Source organism: Microbacterium sp. ZXX196 (assembly GCF_009709595.1).
GTDB lineage: Bacteria > Actinomycetota > Actinomycetes > Actinomycetales > Microbacteriaceae > Microbacterium > Microbacterium excoecariae.
Genome location: NZ_WMEE01000001.1, coordinates 215,611 through 230,921, shown reverse-complemented (window position 1 = coordinate 230,921; position 15,311 = coordinate 215,611). Strand labels below are relative to the sequence as shown.

The 15,311-nt window shown below is 73.2% G+C and carries 13 protein-coding genes and 1 tRNA gene; 2 read left to right on the top strand and 12 right to left on the bottom strand.

Annotation, left to right across the window (positions count from 1 at the left end):
• Positions 1 to 50: 50 nt before the first annotated feature.
• From GJQ66_RS01030 to GJQ66_RS01020, 3 genes are all read right to left on the bottom strand, one after another.
• Positions 51 to 1,085, bottom strand: a complete 1,035-nt coding sequence (locus GJQ66_RS01030; protein ID WP_155047503.1) for a ribose-phosphate diphosphokinase — start codon at positions 1,083 to 1,085, stop codon at positions 51 to 53.
• On the bottom strand, positions 1,060 to 2,520 hold the full coding sequence (glmU, locus tag GJQ66_RS01025; RefSeq protein ID WP_368732502.1) for a bifunctional UDP-N-acetylglucosamine diphosphorylase/glucosamine-1-phosphate N-acetyltransferase GlmU: 1,461 nt from the start codon (positions 2,518 to 2,520) through the stop codon (positions 1,060 to 1,062). Before glmU ends, GJQ66_RS01030 begins: the two co-directional genes overlap by 26 nt.
• Position 2,521: 1 nt before the next feature.
• Positions 2,522 to 2,593 (bottom strand) — tRNA-Gln (locus GJQ66_RS01020).
• Between the two features lie 83 nt (positions 2,594 to 2,676).
• Here GJQ66_RS01020 and GJQ66_RS01015 point away from each other — a divergent pair.
• Both GJQ66_RS01015 and GJQ66_RS01010 read left to right on the top strand, forming a co-directional pair.
• Entirely contained in the window at positions 2,677 to 3,171 is a 495-nt protein-coding gene (locus GJQ66_RS01015; protein ID WP_155047502.1) for a MarR family winged helix-turn-helix transcriptional regulator, read from the top strand.
• Positions 3,172 to 3,187: 16 nt separating this feature from the next.
• The gene (locus tag GJQ66_RS01010) at positions 3,188 to 4,963 is read left to right on the top strand and encodes an ABC-F family ATP-binding cassette domain-containing protein (RefSeq protein ID WP_155047501.1); all 1,776 of its coding nucleotides are present in this window, start codon (positions 3,188 to 3,190) and stop codon (positions 4,961 to 4,963) included.
• Positions 4,964 to 4,967: 4 nt separating this feature from the next.
• Here the strand turns inward: GJQ66_RS01010 and GJQ66_RS15325 are convergent, their stop codons facing one another.
• From GJQ66_RS15325 to GJQ66_RS00965, 9 genes are read right to left on the bottom strand one after another with little or no spacing between them, the layout of a single operon-like run.
• The gene (locus GJQ66_RS15325) at positions 4,968 to 6,524 is read right to left on the bottom strand and encodes a carboxyltransferase domain-containing protein (protein WP_368732501.1); all 1,557 of its coding nucleotides are present in this window, start codon (positions 6,522 to 6,524) and stop codon (positions 4,968 to 4,970) included.
• Entirely contained in the window at positions 6,521 to 7,282 is a 762-nt protein-coding gene (locus tag GJQ66_RS01000; protein ID WP_155047500.1) for a LamB/YcsF family protein, read from the bottom strand. The genes GJQ66_RS15325 and GJQ66_RS01000 overlap by 4 nt, the downstream gene beginning before the upstream one ends.
• Before the next feature lie 25 nt (positions 7,283 to 7,307).
• Complete coding sequence (locus tag GJQ66_RS00995; protein ID WP_155047499.1) at positions 7,308 to 8,237, bottom strand: 4-(cytidine 5'-diphospho)-2-C-methyl-D-erythritol kinase; 930 nt, start codon at positions 8,235 to 8,237, stop codon at positions 7,308 to 7,310.
• 13 nt (positions 8,238 to 8,250) lie between these two features.
• Positions 8,251 to 9,318 (bottom strand): aldo/keto reductase, encoded by a 1,068-nt coding sequence (locus GJQ66_RS00990; protein WP_368732500.1) that lies wholly within the window; start codon positions 9,316 to 9,318, stop codon positions 8,251 to 8,253.
• A 9-nt stretch (positions 9,319 to 9,327) separates the two neighbouring features.
• Positions 9,328 to 10,185, bottom strand: a complete 858-nt coding sequence (rsmA, locus tag GJQ66_RS00985; RefSeq protein WP_155047498.1) for a 16S rRNA (adenine(1518)-N(6)/adenine(1519)-N(6))-dimethyltransferase RsmA — start codon at positions 10,183 to 10,185, stop codon at positions 9,328 to 9,330.
• Between the two features lie 35 nt (positions 10,186 to 10,220).
• Positions 10,221 to 11,099: a TatD family hydrolase gene (locus tag GJQ66_RS00980; RefSeq protein ID WP_155047497.1), complete on the bottom strand. Its 879-nt coding sequence runs from the start codon at positions 11,097 to 11,099 to the stop codon at positions 10,221 to 10,223.
• 8 nt (positions 11,100 to 11,107) lie between these two features.
• Positions 11,108 to 12,682, bottom strand: a complete 1,575-nt coding sequence (gene metG, locus GJQ66_RS00975) for a methionine--tRNA ligase (protein ID WP_368732499.1) — start codon at positions 12,680 to 12,682, stop codon at positions 11,108 to 11,110.
• A 47-nt stretch (positions 12,683 to 12,729) separates the two neighbouring features.
• Entirely contained in the window at positions 12,730 to 14,259 is a 1,530-nt protein-coding gene (locus tag GJQ66_RS00970) for a gluconokinase (protein WP_155047496.1), read from the bottom strand.
• Positions 14,260 to 14,284: 25 nt separating this feature from the next.
• Entirely contained in the window at positions 14,285 to 15,301 is a 1,017-nt protein-coding gene (locus GJQ66_RS00965; RefSeq protein WP_155047495.1) for an L-idonate 5-dehydrogenase, read from the bottom strand.
• Positions 15,302 to 15,311 lie beyond the last annotated feature (10 nt).

The window sequence follows — 15,311 nt, the reverse complement described above, 5'->3', positions numbered from 1 at the left end:
ATGGGGTCAGCTATGTCCGACCTGTGAGTCCCGCCCCGGGTGGTGGCGGTCTAGGCGGCCCCGTCGAACATGCTCGTAACGGATCCGTCGTCGAAGACCTCCTGGATCGCGCGCGCGAGCAGCGGCGCGGCCGACAGCACGGTCAGCGACGCGAAGCGGCGGCGCTCCGGGATCGGGATGGTGTCTGTGACGACGACCCGGTCGATGGCCGGGTCCTGGAGCCGTTCCGCCGCGGGGTCGCTGAAGATCGCGTGCGTCGCCCCGACGATGACCTTCTTCGCGCCGTTGGCCTTGAGCGCCTGGGCCGCCTTGACGATCGTGCCCGCCGTGTCGATCATGTCGTCGACCAGGAGGCAGGTGCGCCCCTCGACGGTGCCGACGATCTCGTGCACCGACACCTGGTTCGCGACCTTCGGGTCGCGCCGCTTGTGGATGATCGCGAGCGGCGCGTCGAGCGAGTCGCTCCACGTGTCGGCGACGCGCACGCGACCCATGTCGGGCGACACGACCGTCAGGGTCGCGCGCTCGACCGGCGTGAGCGTCTCCTGGAAGTGGCCGAGCAGCACGGGCTTGGCGAAGAGGTGGTCGACGGGGCCGTCGAAGAATCCCTGGATCTGCGAGGCGTGGAGATCGACGCTCATGATGCGGTCGGCGCCCGCCGTGTGGATCAGGTCCGTGATGAGGCGCGCCGAGATCGGCTCGCGGCCGCGCCCCTTCTTGTCCTGGCGCGAGTAGGGGTAGTACGGAACGACGACCGTGACGCGCTTGGCCGAGGCGCGCTTGAGCGCATCGAGCATGATGAGCATCTCCATGAGATCCTCGTTGATCTTCTCGCCGAAGGACTGCACGAGGAAGACGTCGGTTCCGCGCATCGAGACCTCGAAGCGCGTGTAGATCTCGCCCGACGCGAAGGTGCGGTGCTCGGTTGGCGCGAGCTCGATTCCGAGGCACTCGGCGACGTCGGCGGCGAGCTCGGGGTGGGAGCGCCCCGTGACGACCACCATGCGCTTTCGGGTCTTCTGCTCCATGCCCGGGGCGATCCCCCGGTCAAGGTCAAGGTCAACCGTCTTGTTCTTGCTGGCCATCGGTCGCTTTCTCTGAGGCTCGGGAACGCCGCGCGGCATCCGCCGCCGCCGTTCCCGCTCTGTTCTTCTCGACCCACCCCACGAGGTTCCTCTGGGGGGAGACACTGAGGGCGAGGGCCCCCGCGGGGACGTCCTTCCGGATGACCGCGCCGGCGCCCGTCTTGGCGCCATCGCCCAGTCTAACGGGGGCGATCATGACCGTATGCGAGCCGGTGTGCACCTGGTCGCCGATGACCGTGCGGTGCTTCAGCACGTCGTCGTAGTTCGCGGTGATGGCGCCGGCGCCGAGGTTGACGCCGGATCCGATCGTCGCGTCGCCGACGTACGACAGGTGCGGGACCTTGCTCCCCTCGCCCACGGTCGAGTTCTTGATCTCGACGAAGGTGCCGGCCTTCGCGCCCGCGGCCAATTCGGCGCCCGCGCGGAGGTACGCCCACGGGCCCACGGTCGCGTTCTCGCCGATCACCGCGAGGGTGACATCGCTGCGCCGCACGGTCGCGCCCCGGCCCACCTCGGCGTCGCGCAGCGAGGTATCGGGCCCGATGATCGCGCCGACGGCGACCGTCGTCGCGCCGAGGATGTGCGTGTTCGGCAGCAGGGTGACGTCGGGGGCGAGCGTCGCGGTGTCGTCGATCCACGTCGAGCGCGGATCCTCGACCGTCACGCCCTCGAGCTGCCAGCGACGGATCACCCGCTCGTTCAGGATCCGGGTCGCCTCCGCGAGCTGGACGCGGTCGTTCACGCCGAGCGCCGCGAGCGCGTCCGGCGCGGCGACCGCGGCGACGACGTCGCCCGCGCCGCGCAGGATCCGGATGACGTCCGTCAGGTACATCTCGCCCTGCGCGTTGTCCGTGCCCACCTCGGCGAGCGCCTGGCGCAGCGCCGCGGCGCGGAAGACGTACACGCCCGAGTTGATCTCGGTCACCGCGAGCTCCTCGGCGGTCGCGTCCTTCTGCTCGACGATCCTCTCCACCAGGCCGTCGGCGCCCCGGATGACGCGGCCGTATCCGTCCGGCTGGGCGAGCTCGGCGCCGAGGATCGTCGCGGCCGCCTCCCGCCGTCGATGCTCGTCGAGCAGCGCGCGGAAGGTCGCGGCCTCCAGGAGGGGCACGTCGCCGGAGAGGACGAGGACGTCGCCCGCGAAATCGGCCGGCAGGTCCGCGACGCCGAGCTGCGCCGCGCGCCCCGTGCCGGGCACCTCGTCCTGGTCGACGGCGCGCGCCCCGGGATAGTCGGCGAGCGACTCGACGACCCGGTCGCGCTCGTGCCGGACGACGACGCGAACGTGCGGCGTGCCGAGGGCCTCGGCCTGGCTCAGCACGTGCCCGAGGAGCGTGCGCCCGCCCAGGCGGTGCAGGACCTTCGGGGTGGCCGACTTCATGCGCGTTCCGCGCCCGGCCGCCAACACCACGATTGCGAGATTGTGCTCAGTCACGCTCCGCCACCAGGATTCGAACCCGGACCTCACGGCTCCAAAGGCCGTCGTGCTGCCATTACACCATGGCGGATCCGCGGCCACGGGCCGCTCGCACCAGTCTTGCACGAGCGGGCCGATTGCCGCCCGAGCGCCCCGGCGCGCGATAATCGTTCGATGGGCACGGAACGGGACGAGGTCGATCGCATCGTCGGCGCGTGGAGCGCCGAGCGCGACGACCTCGATTTCTCCCCCATGGAGGTCCTGTCCCGCGTCGACCGCCTCTCCCACCACCTCGACCGGGCGCGGCGCGAGGCCTTCCGCCGGACGCACATCGAACCGTGGGAGTGGGACGTGCTCTCGGCCCTCCGGCGCGCCGGCGAGCCCTACCGCCTGAGCCCCAAGCAGCTGCTCCAGCAGACGCTCGTCTCGAGCGGGACGATGACGAATCGGATCGACCGGCTCCGCGAGCGCGGGCTCGTCGAGCGGTCCTCGGATCCGTCCGACCGCCGCGGCGTCCTCGTCACGCTCACCGAGGAGGGCCGCACCCGCGTCGACGCCGCGATCACCCGCCTCATCGACGCCGAGGCCGACCTGCTTGCCGGCATGAACAAGACCGACCAGAAGCGCCTCGCGGCGCTCCTGCGCCACCTGCTGATCTCCTTCGACTGAACAGGACTCCCCCTCCATGGCACATCTCCTCGGCGGCGAGGACATCCACGTCGAATTTCCCGCAAAGGTCGTCCTCGACGACGTCACGATCGGCATCGCCGACGGCGATCGCGTCGGCATCGTCGGGCGCAACGGCGACGGCAAGTCGACGCTGATGAAGGTCCTCATGGGCGTGTCCGAGGCCGACAGCGGGCGGGTCACGCGCCGCGCGGGGCTCCGCGTGGGCATGCTCAGCCAGGACGACGACCTGCCGGAGGGCGGATCCGTGCGCCACGCGATCGTCGGGGACGCGCCCGAGCACGAGTGGCTGGGCGACGCGCGGATCCGCGACGTGCTCGCCGGGCTCACCGGCGACCTCGACCTGGGCGCGAACGTCGCCTCGCTCTCGGGCGGCCAGCGCCGGCGGGTGGCGCTCGCGCGGCTCCTCGTCGGCGACTGGGACGTCGTGGCGCTCGACGAGCCGACCAACCACCTCGACGTCGAGGGCATCTCCTGGCTCGCCCAGCACCTCGCCCGCCGCTGGCCGGACGGCCAGGGCGCGCTCCTCCTCGTCACCCACGACCGGTGGTTCCTCGACGCCGTCTGCACCCGCATGTGGGAGGTGCACGACGGCATCGTCGATCCCTTCGAGGGCGGGTACGCCGCCTACGTGCTCCAGCGCGTCGAGCGCCAGCGCCAGGCGGCGGTCGTCGAGGAGAAGCGCCAGAACCTCATGCGCAAGGAGCTCGCGTGGCTTCGGCGCGGCGCGCCCGCGCGCACCTCGAAGCCGAAGTTCCGCATCGAGGCGGCCAACCAGCTCATCGAGAACGAGCCGCCCGCGCGCGACGCCGTCCAGCTCACCCAGCTGGCGACGGCGCGGCTCGGCAAGGACGTCGTCGACCTCCTCGAGGCGGGGGTGACGTACGGCGAGCGCGAGGTCCTCTCCCGCGTCGAGTGGCGCATCGCTCCCGGCGAGCGCACGGGGATCCTGGGCGCCAACGGCGCGGGCAAGTCCACCCTGCTGGGCCTGATCTCGGGCACCGTCGCCCCGACCTCGGGCCGCGTCAAGCGCGGCAAGACCGTGCAGATCGCCTACCTCGACCAGCGGCTGTCCGAGCTCGACGCGGTCGCCGACCTGCGGGTGCGCGAGGTGCTCGCCGAGCAGAAGACCTCCTACGTCGCCGGGGGCAAGGAGCTCACGCCCGCGCAGCTCCTGGAGCGGCTCGGCTTCCGGACGAGCGAGCTGTCCACGCCCGTGCGCGATCTCTCGGGTGGACAGAAGCGCCGCCTCCAGCTGCTCCTCGTACTCCTCGACGAGCCCAACGTCCTGATCCTCGACGAGCCCTCGAACGATCTCGACACGGACATGCTCGCGGCGATGGAGGACCTGCTGGACTCGTGGCCGGGGACGCTCCTCGTCGTCAGCCACGACCGCTACCTGCTGGAGCGCGTGACCGACCAGCAGTACGCCGTCATGGGCGGTCGCCTCAGGCACCTCCCCGGCGGGGTCGACCAGTACCTCGAGCTGCGGCGCGCGGAGGCGGCGGGCCCGTCCGCCCGCGCGGCCGAGCCGGCCCGCGAGCCCGGCCTCACGGGGGCCGAGCGCCGCGCCGCGGAGAAGGAGCTGAGCGCGATCGACCGCAAGCTCGCGAACCTGCGCTCCGACGCGGCGCGCATCCACGACCGGATGGCGGCGCACGATCAGGAGGACTTCGTCGGCCTCGGCGCGCTGAACGACGACCTGCGGGCGATCGGCACCGAGGTGGACGCTCTCGAGGAGCGCTGGCTCGAGCTCGGCGAGGCGCTCGAGTAGCCGCTCAGCGCTCGGGGACGAACCGGACGCGCGTGCCGGGGCGGAGCTGGCCCGCGCGCGGGAGATCTGCCGCCGCGACGACCGCGATGACCGGGTATCCGCCGGTCGTCGGGTGGTCGGGGCCGAACAGCACGGGCTCGCCCGACGGCGGCACCTGCAGGGATCCGATTTCGACCCCCTCGCTCGGGAGGTCGAGGCGCGGCGCGCGCAGCGGCCGGGCGCCGTCCGCCGGGACGAGGCGCGCACCCACCCGGTCCGCCTGACCGCTCACGCTCCACGCGGTCGCGACGAGATGGGCCCGTTCGGCGGCCGCGAAGGCGTCGGCGCGCGGGCCGAAGCGGATCCGCAGCGTCGCCACCGGGCCGAGCGACGCCAGCGGCTCGGGCGCGCCGACCGCGCCCCGCGGCGGGGCCCCGACGGCGAGGAGGTCGCCGGCGGCGAGCGGCGCCGGGCCGAGCCCGCTCAGGCGGTCGTGGCTGCGGCTCCCGAGCGTGGCGGGCGCCACGATCCCGCCGCGCACGGCGAGATAGGCGCGGAGCCCGCCGGCCGGCGACCCGAGGCGGAGCGTCTCGCCGCCGCGCAGGAGGAACGGTGCCCCGGACGGGGCAGGGTCCTCGCCGGCGTACGCGTCGAGGGCCGCTCCCGACAGCGCGAGCACCTGGTCCCCCACCGCGCGCACCTCCAGCCCGCCCAGCGTCTCGATGACCGCGGCGTCGGCGCCGTTGCCGACGAGGCGATTCGCCTGCCGCGCGGACGCGGCGTCCGCCGCCCCGGACGCCGTGACGCCGAGAGCCGCATAGCCCGGACGTCCCCGGTCCTCGAGAAGCGACAGCGGACCCGGGTGAACGACCTCGATCGCCGAGCCCGGGCGCGGGTCCGCCCGGCCGGGGATCGGCGCCGGGCCCGGCGCAGCCGGTGCGGCGCCCGTCGCCCCGCGCGCGGCCGCGCGCACGGCGCGAAACCGCACGGCGTCGCCGGGGGCGATTAGCGCTGGCGGGTCGCGCTCGATGTCCCACAGGGTCCGATCGGTGCGGCCGATGAGCCGCCATCCCCCGGGCGACGCGCGCGGATACACCGCGGAGAACTCGCCCGCAAGCGCGACGGATCCCGCCGGAACCGACGTGCGGGGGCTCTCGCGGCGCGGCACCGCGAGGCGCGGGTCGCCGCCCGCGAGGTACGCGAAGCCCGGCGCGAAGCCGCCGAACGCCGCGACCCACGCCGATGCCTGGTGCGCGGCCACGACCGTCTCGGGCGACAGGCCCGCGACCTCCGCGACGTCCCCGAGATCCGCGCCGTCGTAGACGACCTCGATCTCCACGGTGCGGCGCGGCTCGGGCGCGACCGGCGGCGCGTCGAGGGCCGCGAGGAGCGGCTCGGCCCGGCGCGCCGCCCGGGCGCTCGCGAACCGCACGAGAACGGTGCGCGCGGCCGACACGACGTCGACCTGCCCGAGCGACTTCTCGTCGACGAGGGTGCGGAGGGCGGCCACCTCGGCGAGCGAGCGACACTCCACGAGGAGCGCGCGCTCACCCGCGGGCCGCACGCCCACCGGCCGCGTCACGCGAAGCTCGCGATCTCGACGCCGGTGCGCTCGAGGCCCGCTCGCACGGCGCGGGCGAGCTCGACCGCGCCGGGGGTGTCGCCGTGCAGGCACACGCTGTCGGCCGGAACCGACACGACGGATCCGTCGATCGCGAGGACGGAGCCCTCCTCGCAGAGGCGCACGACCCGGCTCGCGACCTCCGCGGGGTCGTGGAGGACGGCCCCCTCGGCGTTCCGCGGCACGAGCGAGCCGTCGGGCGCGTACGCGCGGTCGGCGAATGCCTCCCGCACGCCGCGGAGACCGCGCCGCTCGGCGACCTCGAGCGCCACGGATCCGGGAAGCAGGAGCACCGGCAGCGCGTCGTCCACGGCCGCCACCGCGGCTATCACGGCGCGCGCGTGCGCCTCGTGCGTCACGATCGCGTTGTAGAGCGCCCCGTGCGGCTTGACGTAGGAGACCGCGCCACCCGCGCGCCGCGCGAGCGCCTGGAGCGCGCCCACCTGGTACACGATGTCGTCGGCGAGCTCGCTCTCCGTGTAGTCCACGAAGCGCCGGCCGAAACCCGCGAGGTCGCGGTAGCCCACGTGCGCGCCGATCGCGACGCCCCGGTCCACCGCCCGGCGGCAGGTGCGCGCGATGACGGTGGGGTCGCCCCCGTGGAACCCGCAGGCCACGTTGGCGCTCGTGACGACATCGAGCATGGCCGCGTCGTCCCCGAGCGTCCACGCCCCGAAGGACTCGCCGACGTCGCTGTTCAGGTCGATGGCTGCCCGCATGCCCCGACCCTATCGAGCGCGCAGCTCAGACAACGCGGGCGCCGTGCGCGGGCGCCGAGACGTGCAGCGCCTCGTGCCCGCGGCGCGCGAACATCTGCTGCAGGCCGCGCGCGTCCTCCGCCGACTCCGCGAGAAAGGCGAGGGTCGGCCCGGAGCCGGACACGATGCCCGCCAGCGCCCCCTCACGCTCGCCGAGGTCCAGCACCTCCGCGAGGTCGCGCCGCATCCGCAGCGCGGGCGCCTGGAGGTCGTTCGCGAGCGCCCCGGCCAGCCGACGGGCGTCCCCCGCGACGAGCGCGTGCAGGACGTCGGGGTCCACGACCGGCACCTCGGCGGGCGCCGGGACGACGGCCCCGCCGCCTTCGCGCTGCCGGTCGAGCTCCGCATAGACCTCGGGGGTCGACAGGCCGTCCGGGTTCGGCACGATGACCCACTCGAAGCGGCCGCGCGCGAGCGCGGGGCTCAGTCGGTCGCCGCGCCCGGATCCCACCGCCGTGCCGCCCTGGAGCGCGAACGGCACGTCCGCGCCGAGGCGGGCGCCCAGGGCGTGCAGCTGCCGCATCGACAGGCCAGTCCCCCACAGCGCGTCGCAGGCCACGAGCGCGGCCGCGGCGTCGGCGGATCCGCCACCCATGCCGCCCGCGACGGGCACCTCCTTGCGCACGTCCAGGTGGACGCCGCCGGGATGACCCGTCTCGGCCGCCAGCAGGCGCGCGGCGCGCAGCGCGAGGTTGCGGTCGTCGGTCGGGACGCCCGATACGTCCACCGTGCCCGACACCTCGATCGTGAAGTCGTCGGACGGCGTCGCGACGAGGTCCTCGTACAGGGACACCGCCTGGAAGGCCGTCGCCAACTCGTGGTACCCGTCGGGCTGTAGCGCGCCAACCTCGAGGAACAGGTTGATCTTGCCGGGCGCCCGGACGCGCACCCCGTCGAAGGTCTCCGCCAGTGTCATTCCCCCACCCGACTCACTCGCCCGAGGGCGCGGCCCAGATGTCGCCCGCGAGGGCCGCCGAGGCGCGGTCGATGGCCCGGAGCTCCTCCGCGTCGAACGCGGGCCCCGTCAGCGCCCCGAGGTTCTCGTCGATCTGCTCGGTGCGCGACGCGCCGATCAGCGCCGAGGCCACGACCTCGTCACGCAGCACCCACTGGATCGCCAGCTGCGCGAGCGTCTGCCCGCGCGCCTCGGCGAGGGCGGCGAGCTCGCGCAGCCCCGCGAGGGCGGTCGGCGTGAGGTGTTCCCCGACCGACCATCGCTTCTGGGAGCGCGCCGCCGTGCCGTCGCCGAGGTACTTCCCCGTGAGCAGGCCCTGCGCGAGCGGCGTGAAGACGATGGCGCCCATGCCCGCCGTGCCGAGCGCGTCGGTCAGCCCGTCCTCGATCCACCGGTTCGCGATCGAGTAGGAGGGCTGGTGGATGACGAGCGGCGTGCCCATCGACCGCGCGATCTCCTTGGCCTGGAGCGTCCGCTCCGGCGAATACGACGAGATGCCGACGTACAGCGCCTTGCCCTGCCGCACGAGCGTGTCGAGCGCGCCGATCGTCTCCTCGAGCGGCGTCACGGGATCCTCGCGGTGCGAGTAGAACACGTCGACGTAGTCCAGCCCCATGGCGGCGAGCGAGGCGTCGGCGCTCGCGAGGAGGTACTTTCGCGAGGCCCAGTCGCCGTAGGGACCCGGCCACATGTCGTACCCCGCCTTGGTCGAGATCACGAGCTCGTTGCGATACGGCGCGAGGTCCTCGCGGTAGATCCGGCCGAAATTCTTCTCGGCGGATCCGTAGGGCGGACCGTAGTTGTTCGCGAGGTCGAAGTGCGTGATGCCGCGGTCGAGCGCGTGGCGCAGCAGGGCGCGCTGGTTGTCGATTGGGACGTTGTCGCCGAAGTTCCACCACAGGCCGAGCGAGAGCGGCGGGAGGTACAGCCCGGAATCGCCCACCTGGCGGTACGTCACCCCGTCGTAGCGGTCCCGCGCGGCGTGGTACGGCTCGTGCAGCTCTGCGACGGGTCGGGCGTGGAATCTCGGCGAATCGGTCACGCCCTCAGGCTACCCGTGCGCGGCCTGCGCCCGCGCCACGGCCAGGAAGTCGGCGAGGCTGAGGGACTCGCCGCGCGCGGTCGGGGCGACGCCCGCCGATTCGAGGATCTCCGAGGCGCGGGCGGCGGATCCGCCGAGCGCGCCGGCGAGCGCCTGCCGCAGCATCTTGCGGCGCTGCTGGAACGCGAGGTCGATGAGGCGGAAGGTCCTCTCTCGCTCCTCGAGCGTGCCGGCAGGCGATTCCGCGCGCTCGAACGCGACGAGCACGCTGTCGACGTTGGGGACCGGCCAGAAGACGTGGCGCGAGACGGTGCCGGCGAGACGCCAGGCCCCGTACCACGCGGCCTTCAGGCTCGGGGCGCCGTAGATCTTCGACCCGGGGCCGGCCGCGAGGCGCTCGCCGACCTCGGCCTGCACCATGACCACGCCGCGCTCGAGGCGCGGAAAGGTCCGCATGAAGTGCAGGAGCACGGGGACGGAGACGTTGTACGGCAGGTTCGCCACGAGCACGGTCGGGTCGCCCGGAAGCTCCTCGACCGTCATGGCGTCGTGGAGGATCACCTTGAGGCGCCCCTCCGGCACGCCCCGCTCCGCCGCCGTCTGCGCCAGGCGCGCGGCGAGGCGCGGGTCGATCTCGACCGCGCTCACGCGGGCCCCGGTCTCGAGGATCGCGAGCGTGAGCGACCCCAGCCCCGGCCCGATCTCCACGACGCTCTCGGCGTCCGTCACGCGCGCCGTCTGGACGATCTTGCGCACGGTGTTGGCGTCCACGACGAAGTTCTGGCCGAGCTTCTTCGTCGGTGTGACGTCGAGCTCGGCCGCGAGCGTGCGAATGTCGGCGGCGCCCAGCAGGCGTACGGGGGTCATCTCGCCATCCTCTCACCCGCGGCCGCCCCGGCCTCTCAGGCGTCGAAGGATCCGTACACGTCGCGTGTATTCTGCGCGACGTGGGCGCAGAGCGCGTCGAGGTCGGCGCCGAGGTGCTCCGCGATGAAGCGCATCGTCAGCGGGACGAGGTAGGGCGCGTTCGGACGCCCGCGGTACGGGACAGGGGTGAGAAACGGCGCGTCGGTCTCGACGAGGATCCGCTCCGGGGGCGTGACCGCGAGCGCGTCGCGAAGATTCTGCGCGTTCTTGAACGTGACGTTGCCCGCGAACGAGAGCCAGCACCCGGCGTCGAGGGCCTCCCGCGCGACCTCGGCGTCGCCGGAGAAGCAGTGAAACACCGTGCGCTCGGGCGCGCCGACCCGCGCCAGGGTGTCGAGGACCTCGCGATGCGCGTCGCGGTCGTGGATCTGCATCGCGACGCCGTGCTTCTTCGCGATCGCGATATGCGCCTCGAACGAGGAGAACTGCGCCGGGCGCCCCTCCTCGCCCGTGCGGAAGAAGTCGAGCCCCGTCTCGCCGATGGCGCGCACGCGCGGGCGGGCGGCGAGCTCGTCGATGACGCCGATCGCCTCCTCGAGGCGCCCCTCGCCTTCGTAGACGGGCGCGTCGTTCGGATGGATCGCGACGGCGGCGAGCACGCGCGGGTCCCGCTCCGCGGCGTCGGCCGCCCAGCGCGAGGACGCGATGTCCCCCGAGGCCTGCACGACGCCCGCGATCCCCGCCGCCTGCGCGGCCTCGAGCTGCTGCTCGAGCGAGAGCCCCTCCTCGCCGTCGGCGATGTCGAGGTGGCAGTGGTTGTCGTACACCGGGACCGCGAGGGGCTCCGGGATCTCCGGGCGCGACAGGTCGCGCCGCCCGGAGGTCGACCGCGCCGTGACGTAGGTGTCGGCCATCGGCGCCGTCAGTCCTCCTCGATGCGCGGGAACAGCGGCTGGATCTTCGACACCGTCGCGCCGGCGCTCAGCTGGCCCCACCGCCCCGCCTCGCGCAGCGGCTGCGCGCGCAGCTCGCCGAGCGCGGCCTCCGCGCCGAGCGCCTCCCACAAGGTCTCGGTCGACTTCGGCATGATCGGCGAGAGCAGCACCGCGAGCGCCCGCAGACCCTCGAGGCAGGTGTACAGCACGGTCTGCAGCCGGCCGCGCAGGTCCTCGCTCTTCGCGAGCGCCCACGGCTCGTTCTCCGTGATGTAGCCGTTCAGCGCGTCGACGATGGTCCAGATCTCGTCGATCGCCTGGTCGATGCGGAACCGCGCGACGGCCTCGTCGGCGCGCTGCGCGGCGCCCTCGACGAGCCGCTGGATCTCGAGGTCGCCGTCGGTGTAGTCGCCCGACTCCGGGACGGATCCGTCGAAGTACTTGGCGGTCATCGCGACCGACCGCGACGCGAGGTTGCCGAACCCGTTCGCGAGCTCCGCCTGGTAGCGCGCGGACATGTCCTCCCAGGAGAAGGATCCGTCCTGGCCGAAGGCGATCGCGGACAGGAAGTAGAACCGGTACGCGTCGCTGCCGAACGTCGACACGAGCGTCTCGGGAGCGATGCCGGTCGCCTTCGACTTCGACATCTTCTCGCCGCCGACGAGCAGCCAGCCGTGCGCGAAGACGCCCTTCGGGACCTCTAGGCCCGCGGCCATGAGCATGGCCGGCCAGATCACGGCGTGGAAGCGCAGGATGTCCTTGCCGACCACGTGGTAGCCGGGCCAGCGGCGCGCGAAGTTCTCCTCGTCCGAGCCGTATCCGATCGCGGTCGCGTAGTTCAGCAGCGCGTCGACCCACACGTAGATGACGTGCGAGGAGTCCCACGGCACCGGGATGCCCCAGTCGAACGCGCTCCGCGAGATCGACAGGTCGTTGAGGCCCTGCTGCACGAAGGCGACAACCTCATTGCGCGCCGACTCGGGCTGCACGAAGTCGGGCTGGTCGCGGTAGAGCTCGAGCAGGCGGTCGCCGAACTCGCTGAGCTTGAAGAAGTAGTTCTTCTCGTGCAGGAGCTCGAGCGGCTTCGAGTGGATCGCGCACACCTTCAGCCCCTCGAACGCGCCCGTGCCCATCGCGACGTCGCTCTCGGGCTTGAACTCCTCGCACCCGACGCAGTACAGCGCCTCGTACTCGCCCGCGTAGATGTACCCGCGGTCGTAGATCGCCTGGATAAACGCCTTCACGCTCTCCTCGTGGCGCTCCTGCGTCGTGCGGATGAAGTCGTCGTTGGCGACGTCGAGCGTCTCCAAAAGCGGGTACCACGCCTCGGCGACGAGCTTGTCGACCCACTGCTGCGGGCTCACGCCGTTCGCTGCGGCCGCGCGCATCATCTTCTGGCCGTGCTCGTCGGTCCCCGTGAGCATCCACGTGTCGTCACCCGCCTGGCGGTGCCAGCGCGCGAGGGTGTCCACGGCCACCGTCGTGTACCCGTGCCCGATGTGCGGGACATCGCTCGGATAGTAGATGGGCGTGGTGATATAGAACGAACCGCCGGAAGTCACGCCTCTAGTCTATTGGGTGTCCCGCGGCGACTCCCGCGCGCGGGCTCTCAGGCACCGTGCGCGAGCGGCAGGCGGGAGCCGATGTCCTGGAGCGTGATGTTCGCGGGCAACAGCGCGCCGTAGAGGCGCTCGAACACCGGCAGGAGCTCGCCGTACACGCCCGCGTCCGCCGCGATCGGCTCGACGACGTCGCGCACGGGTACGAGGTCGGCGGCCACGTCGATCGACTCGATCGCGCCGAGCGCCTCCATGCCGAGCAGGGCGGCGCCGAAGCCGGATCCCTCGTGCCCGTCGGGCATGCCGATCGCGCCGCCGAAGGCGCTGGCCAGGGTCTGGCGCCAGATCTGGTGCTTCGTCACGCCGCCCGTCGCGCGGATCTCCGAGATCGGCAGGTCCGCCTGCCGCATGGACTGCAGCACGAGCGTGAGCTGGAGGGCCACGCCCTCGACTGCGGCGCGGACGAGGTGCGCGCGCCGGTGCGCGCGGGTGAGCCCGACGTACGCGCCGCGCGCGACGCCGCCCCAGCGGGGCGCGCGCTCGCCGAGGAGGTACGGGAGCATCACGAGCCCACCCGCGCCCGCGGGAACGGTCATCGCCTCGTCGAGCAGCTGCGCGGTCGACAGGCCCGCGTCGCCCCCGGCGATCTCCGAGCGCACCCAGTCGAGCACGACCCCGCCGTTGTTGATGGCCCCGCCCGTGACCCACCGGTTCTCCGTCAGCGCGTAGCAGAACACGCCGCCGTTCGGATCCACGGCGGGGCGGTCGACCGCGACCCGCAGGGCGCCGCTCGTGCCCACGGAGCAGGCGACCACGCCCGGTCGGACCGCCCCGACCCCGAGGTTCGCGAGCGGGCCGTCGCCGGCGCCGACAACGACCGCGGCGTCGCGCGGCAGGCCCGTCTCCCGCGCCGCCTCCGCGGTCACGCCCCGCAGCACGGCGGTCGTGGGGACGAGTCCGGGGAGCTGGTCGGCTCGGATCCCCGCGAGGGAGAGCGCCTCGTCGTCCCAGCGCACCGCGTGGATGTCCATGAGGCCCGATGCCGAGGCGAGCGAGTGATCGATGACGAGCTCGCCCGCCATGCGCCACAGCACCCAGTCCTTGATCCCGGCCCACGTCGCGGCGCGCCGGACGAGGTCCGGATCCGTGCGCCGGAACCACATGAGCTTCGCCAGCGGCGACATGGGGTGAATCGGGGTGCCGGTGCGACGGTGCAGCGCGAGCCCGGCGCCGGAGTCGCGCAGCCGCGCGACGTCCTCGGCGGCCCGCGTGTCCGCCCACGTCACGACGGGCGTGAGGGGCGCGCCGTCGGCGTCGAGCGCCATGATCGAGTGCATGGCGCTCGAGAAGGAGACACCCGCGACCCGCGCCGCGCCGATCTCCGCCACGACCTCGCGAACGCCGCGGTAGACGGCGTCGAGGATCTGGTGCGGGTCCTGCTCGGCGTGGCCCGGGTGCGGCTCCGACAGCGGGTATCCGTGCGAGGCTTGCGCGATCGCGCGGCCGTCCACCGTGTACGCGACGACCTTCGTCGCCGTCGTGCCCATGTCGATGCCGACGACGACGTCGGGTGCGCTCATTGTGGTCCTTCTCCTTCTGACTCGCTCAGGCCGCGTCGCCGAGCGACACGACCACCTTGCCCGACTGCCGCGAGTCGCGCGCGAGCTCGAACGCCCGGTCGACCTCCGCCACGTCGATCACGTGCGTCACGACGTCGCCAACCCGCGGGTCCGCCGCGAGGATCCGGATCGCCTCGTCGATCTCGTCGCGGAAGCGGAACGCGCCCCGGAGCGCGATCTCCTTCGAGATGAAGGGCGCGAGGTTGACGCCGATCGGCTCGTTCGGCACCATCCCGACCTGCACGACGACGCCGCGCCGGCGCGCGGCGACCCCCGCGGCGCTGATCGCGACGGGGGCGCCGGAGCACTCGAAGACGACGTCGAACTCCTCGGCGGGAAGCGCCTCCTCGGTCACGCGCACGACGCGATCGGCGCCGAGCGCGAGGGCGCGCTCGAGCGGCTCGGGCAGCACGTCGCTCACGACGACGTGCGCGGCGCCGCGCGCGCGGGCCGCCACGAGCGCGAGCAGGCCGATGGGTCCGGCTCCCGACACGAGAACGCGGGCCCCGGAGAGGTCCCCCGCGCGGGTCGCCGCGTGCAGCGCGACGCCGAGCGGCTCGGCGAGCACGGCGCGGTCGACGCCGAGCCCCTCCGGCAGCACCCGCACCATGCCGGCGTCGACGACGAGGAGCTCCGCCATCGCGCCCTGCGTGTGCGGCCACGTCGAGGCGCTCCCGAGGTAGGAGCCGCCCGGCCACAGGTGCGGCTGATCCGCCGTGCCCGGCACCTCCGACCCGAACCGGGCGGGGTGGACCGTAACCGGCGTCCCGGGCGCGAGGGCGCCGGACGGATCATGGTCCACGACGCCCGAAAGCTCGTGGCCCGGCGTCAGCGGCTCGCGCACGATGTACTCGCCGTTCGCGCCGTGGAAGAAGTAGTGCAGGTCGGACCCGCAGATCCCGACCCGCTGAACGCGGATCCGGACCTCGCCGTCGCCCGTCTCCGGCGCCTCGCCCTCGCGGACGGCGATCTGGTCCTTGCCATCGATCCATACAGTGCGCATCAGTGCTCTC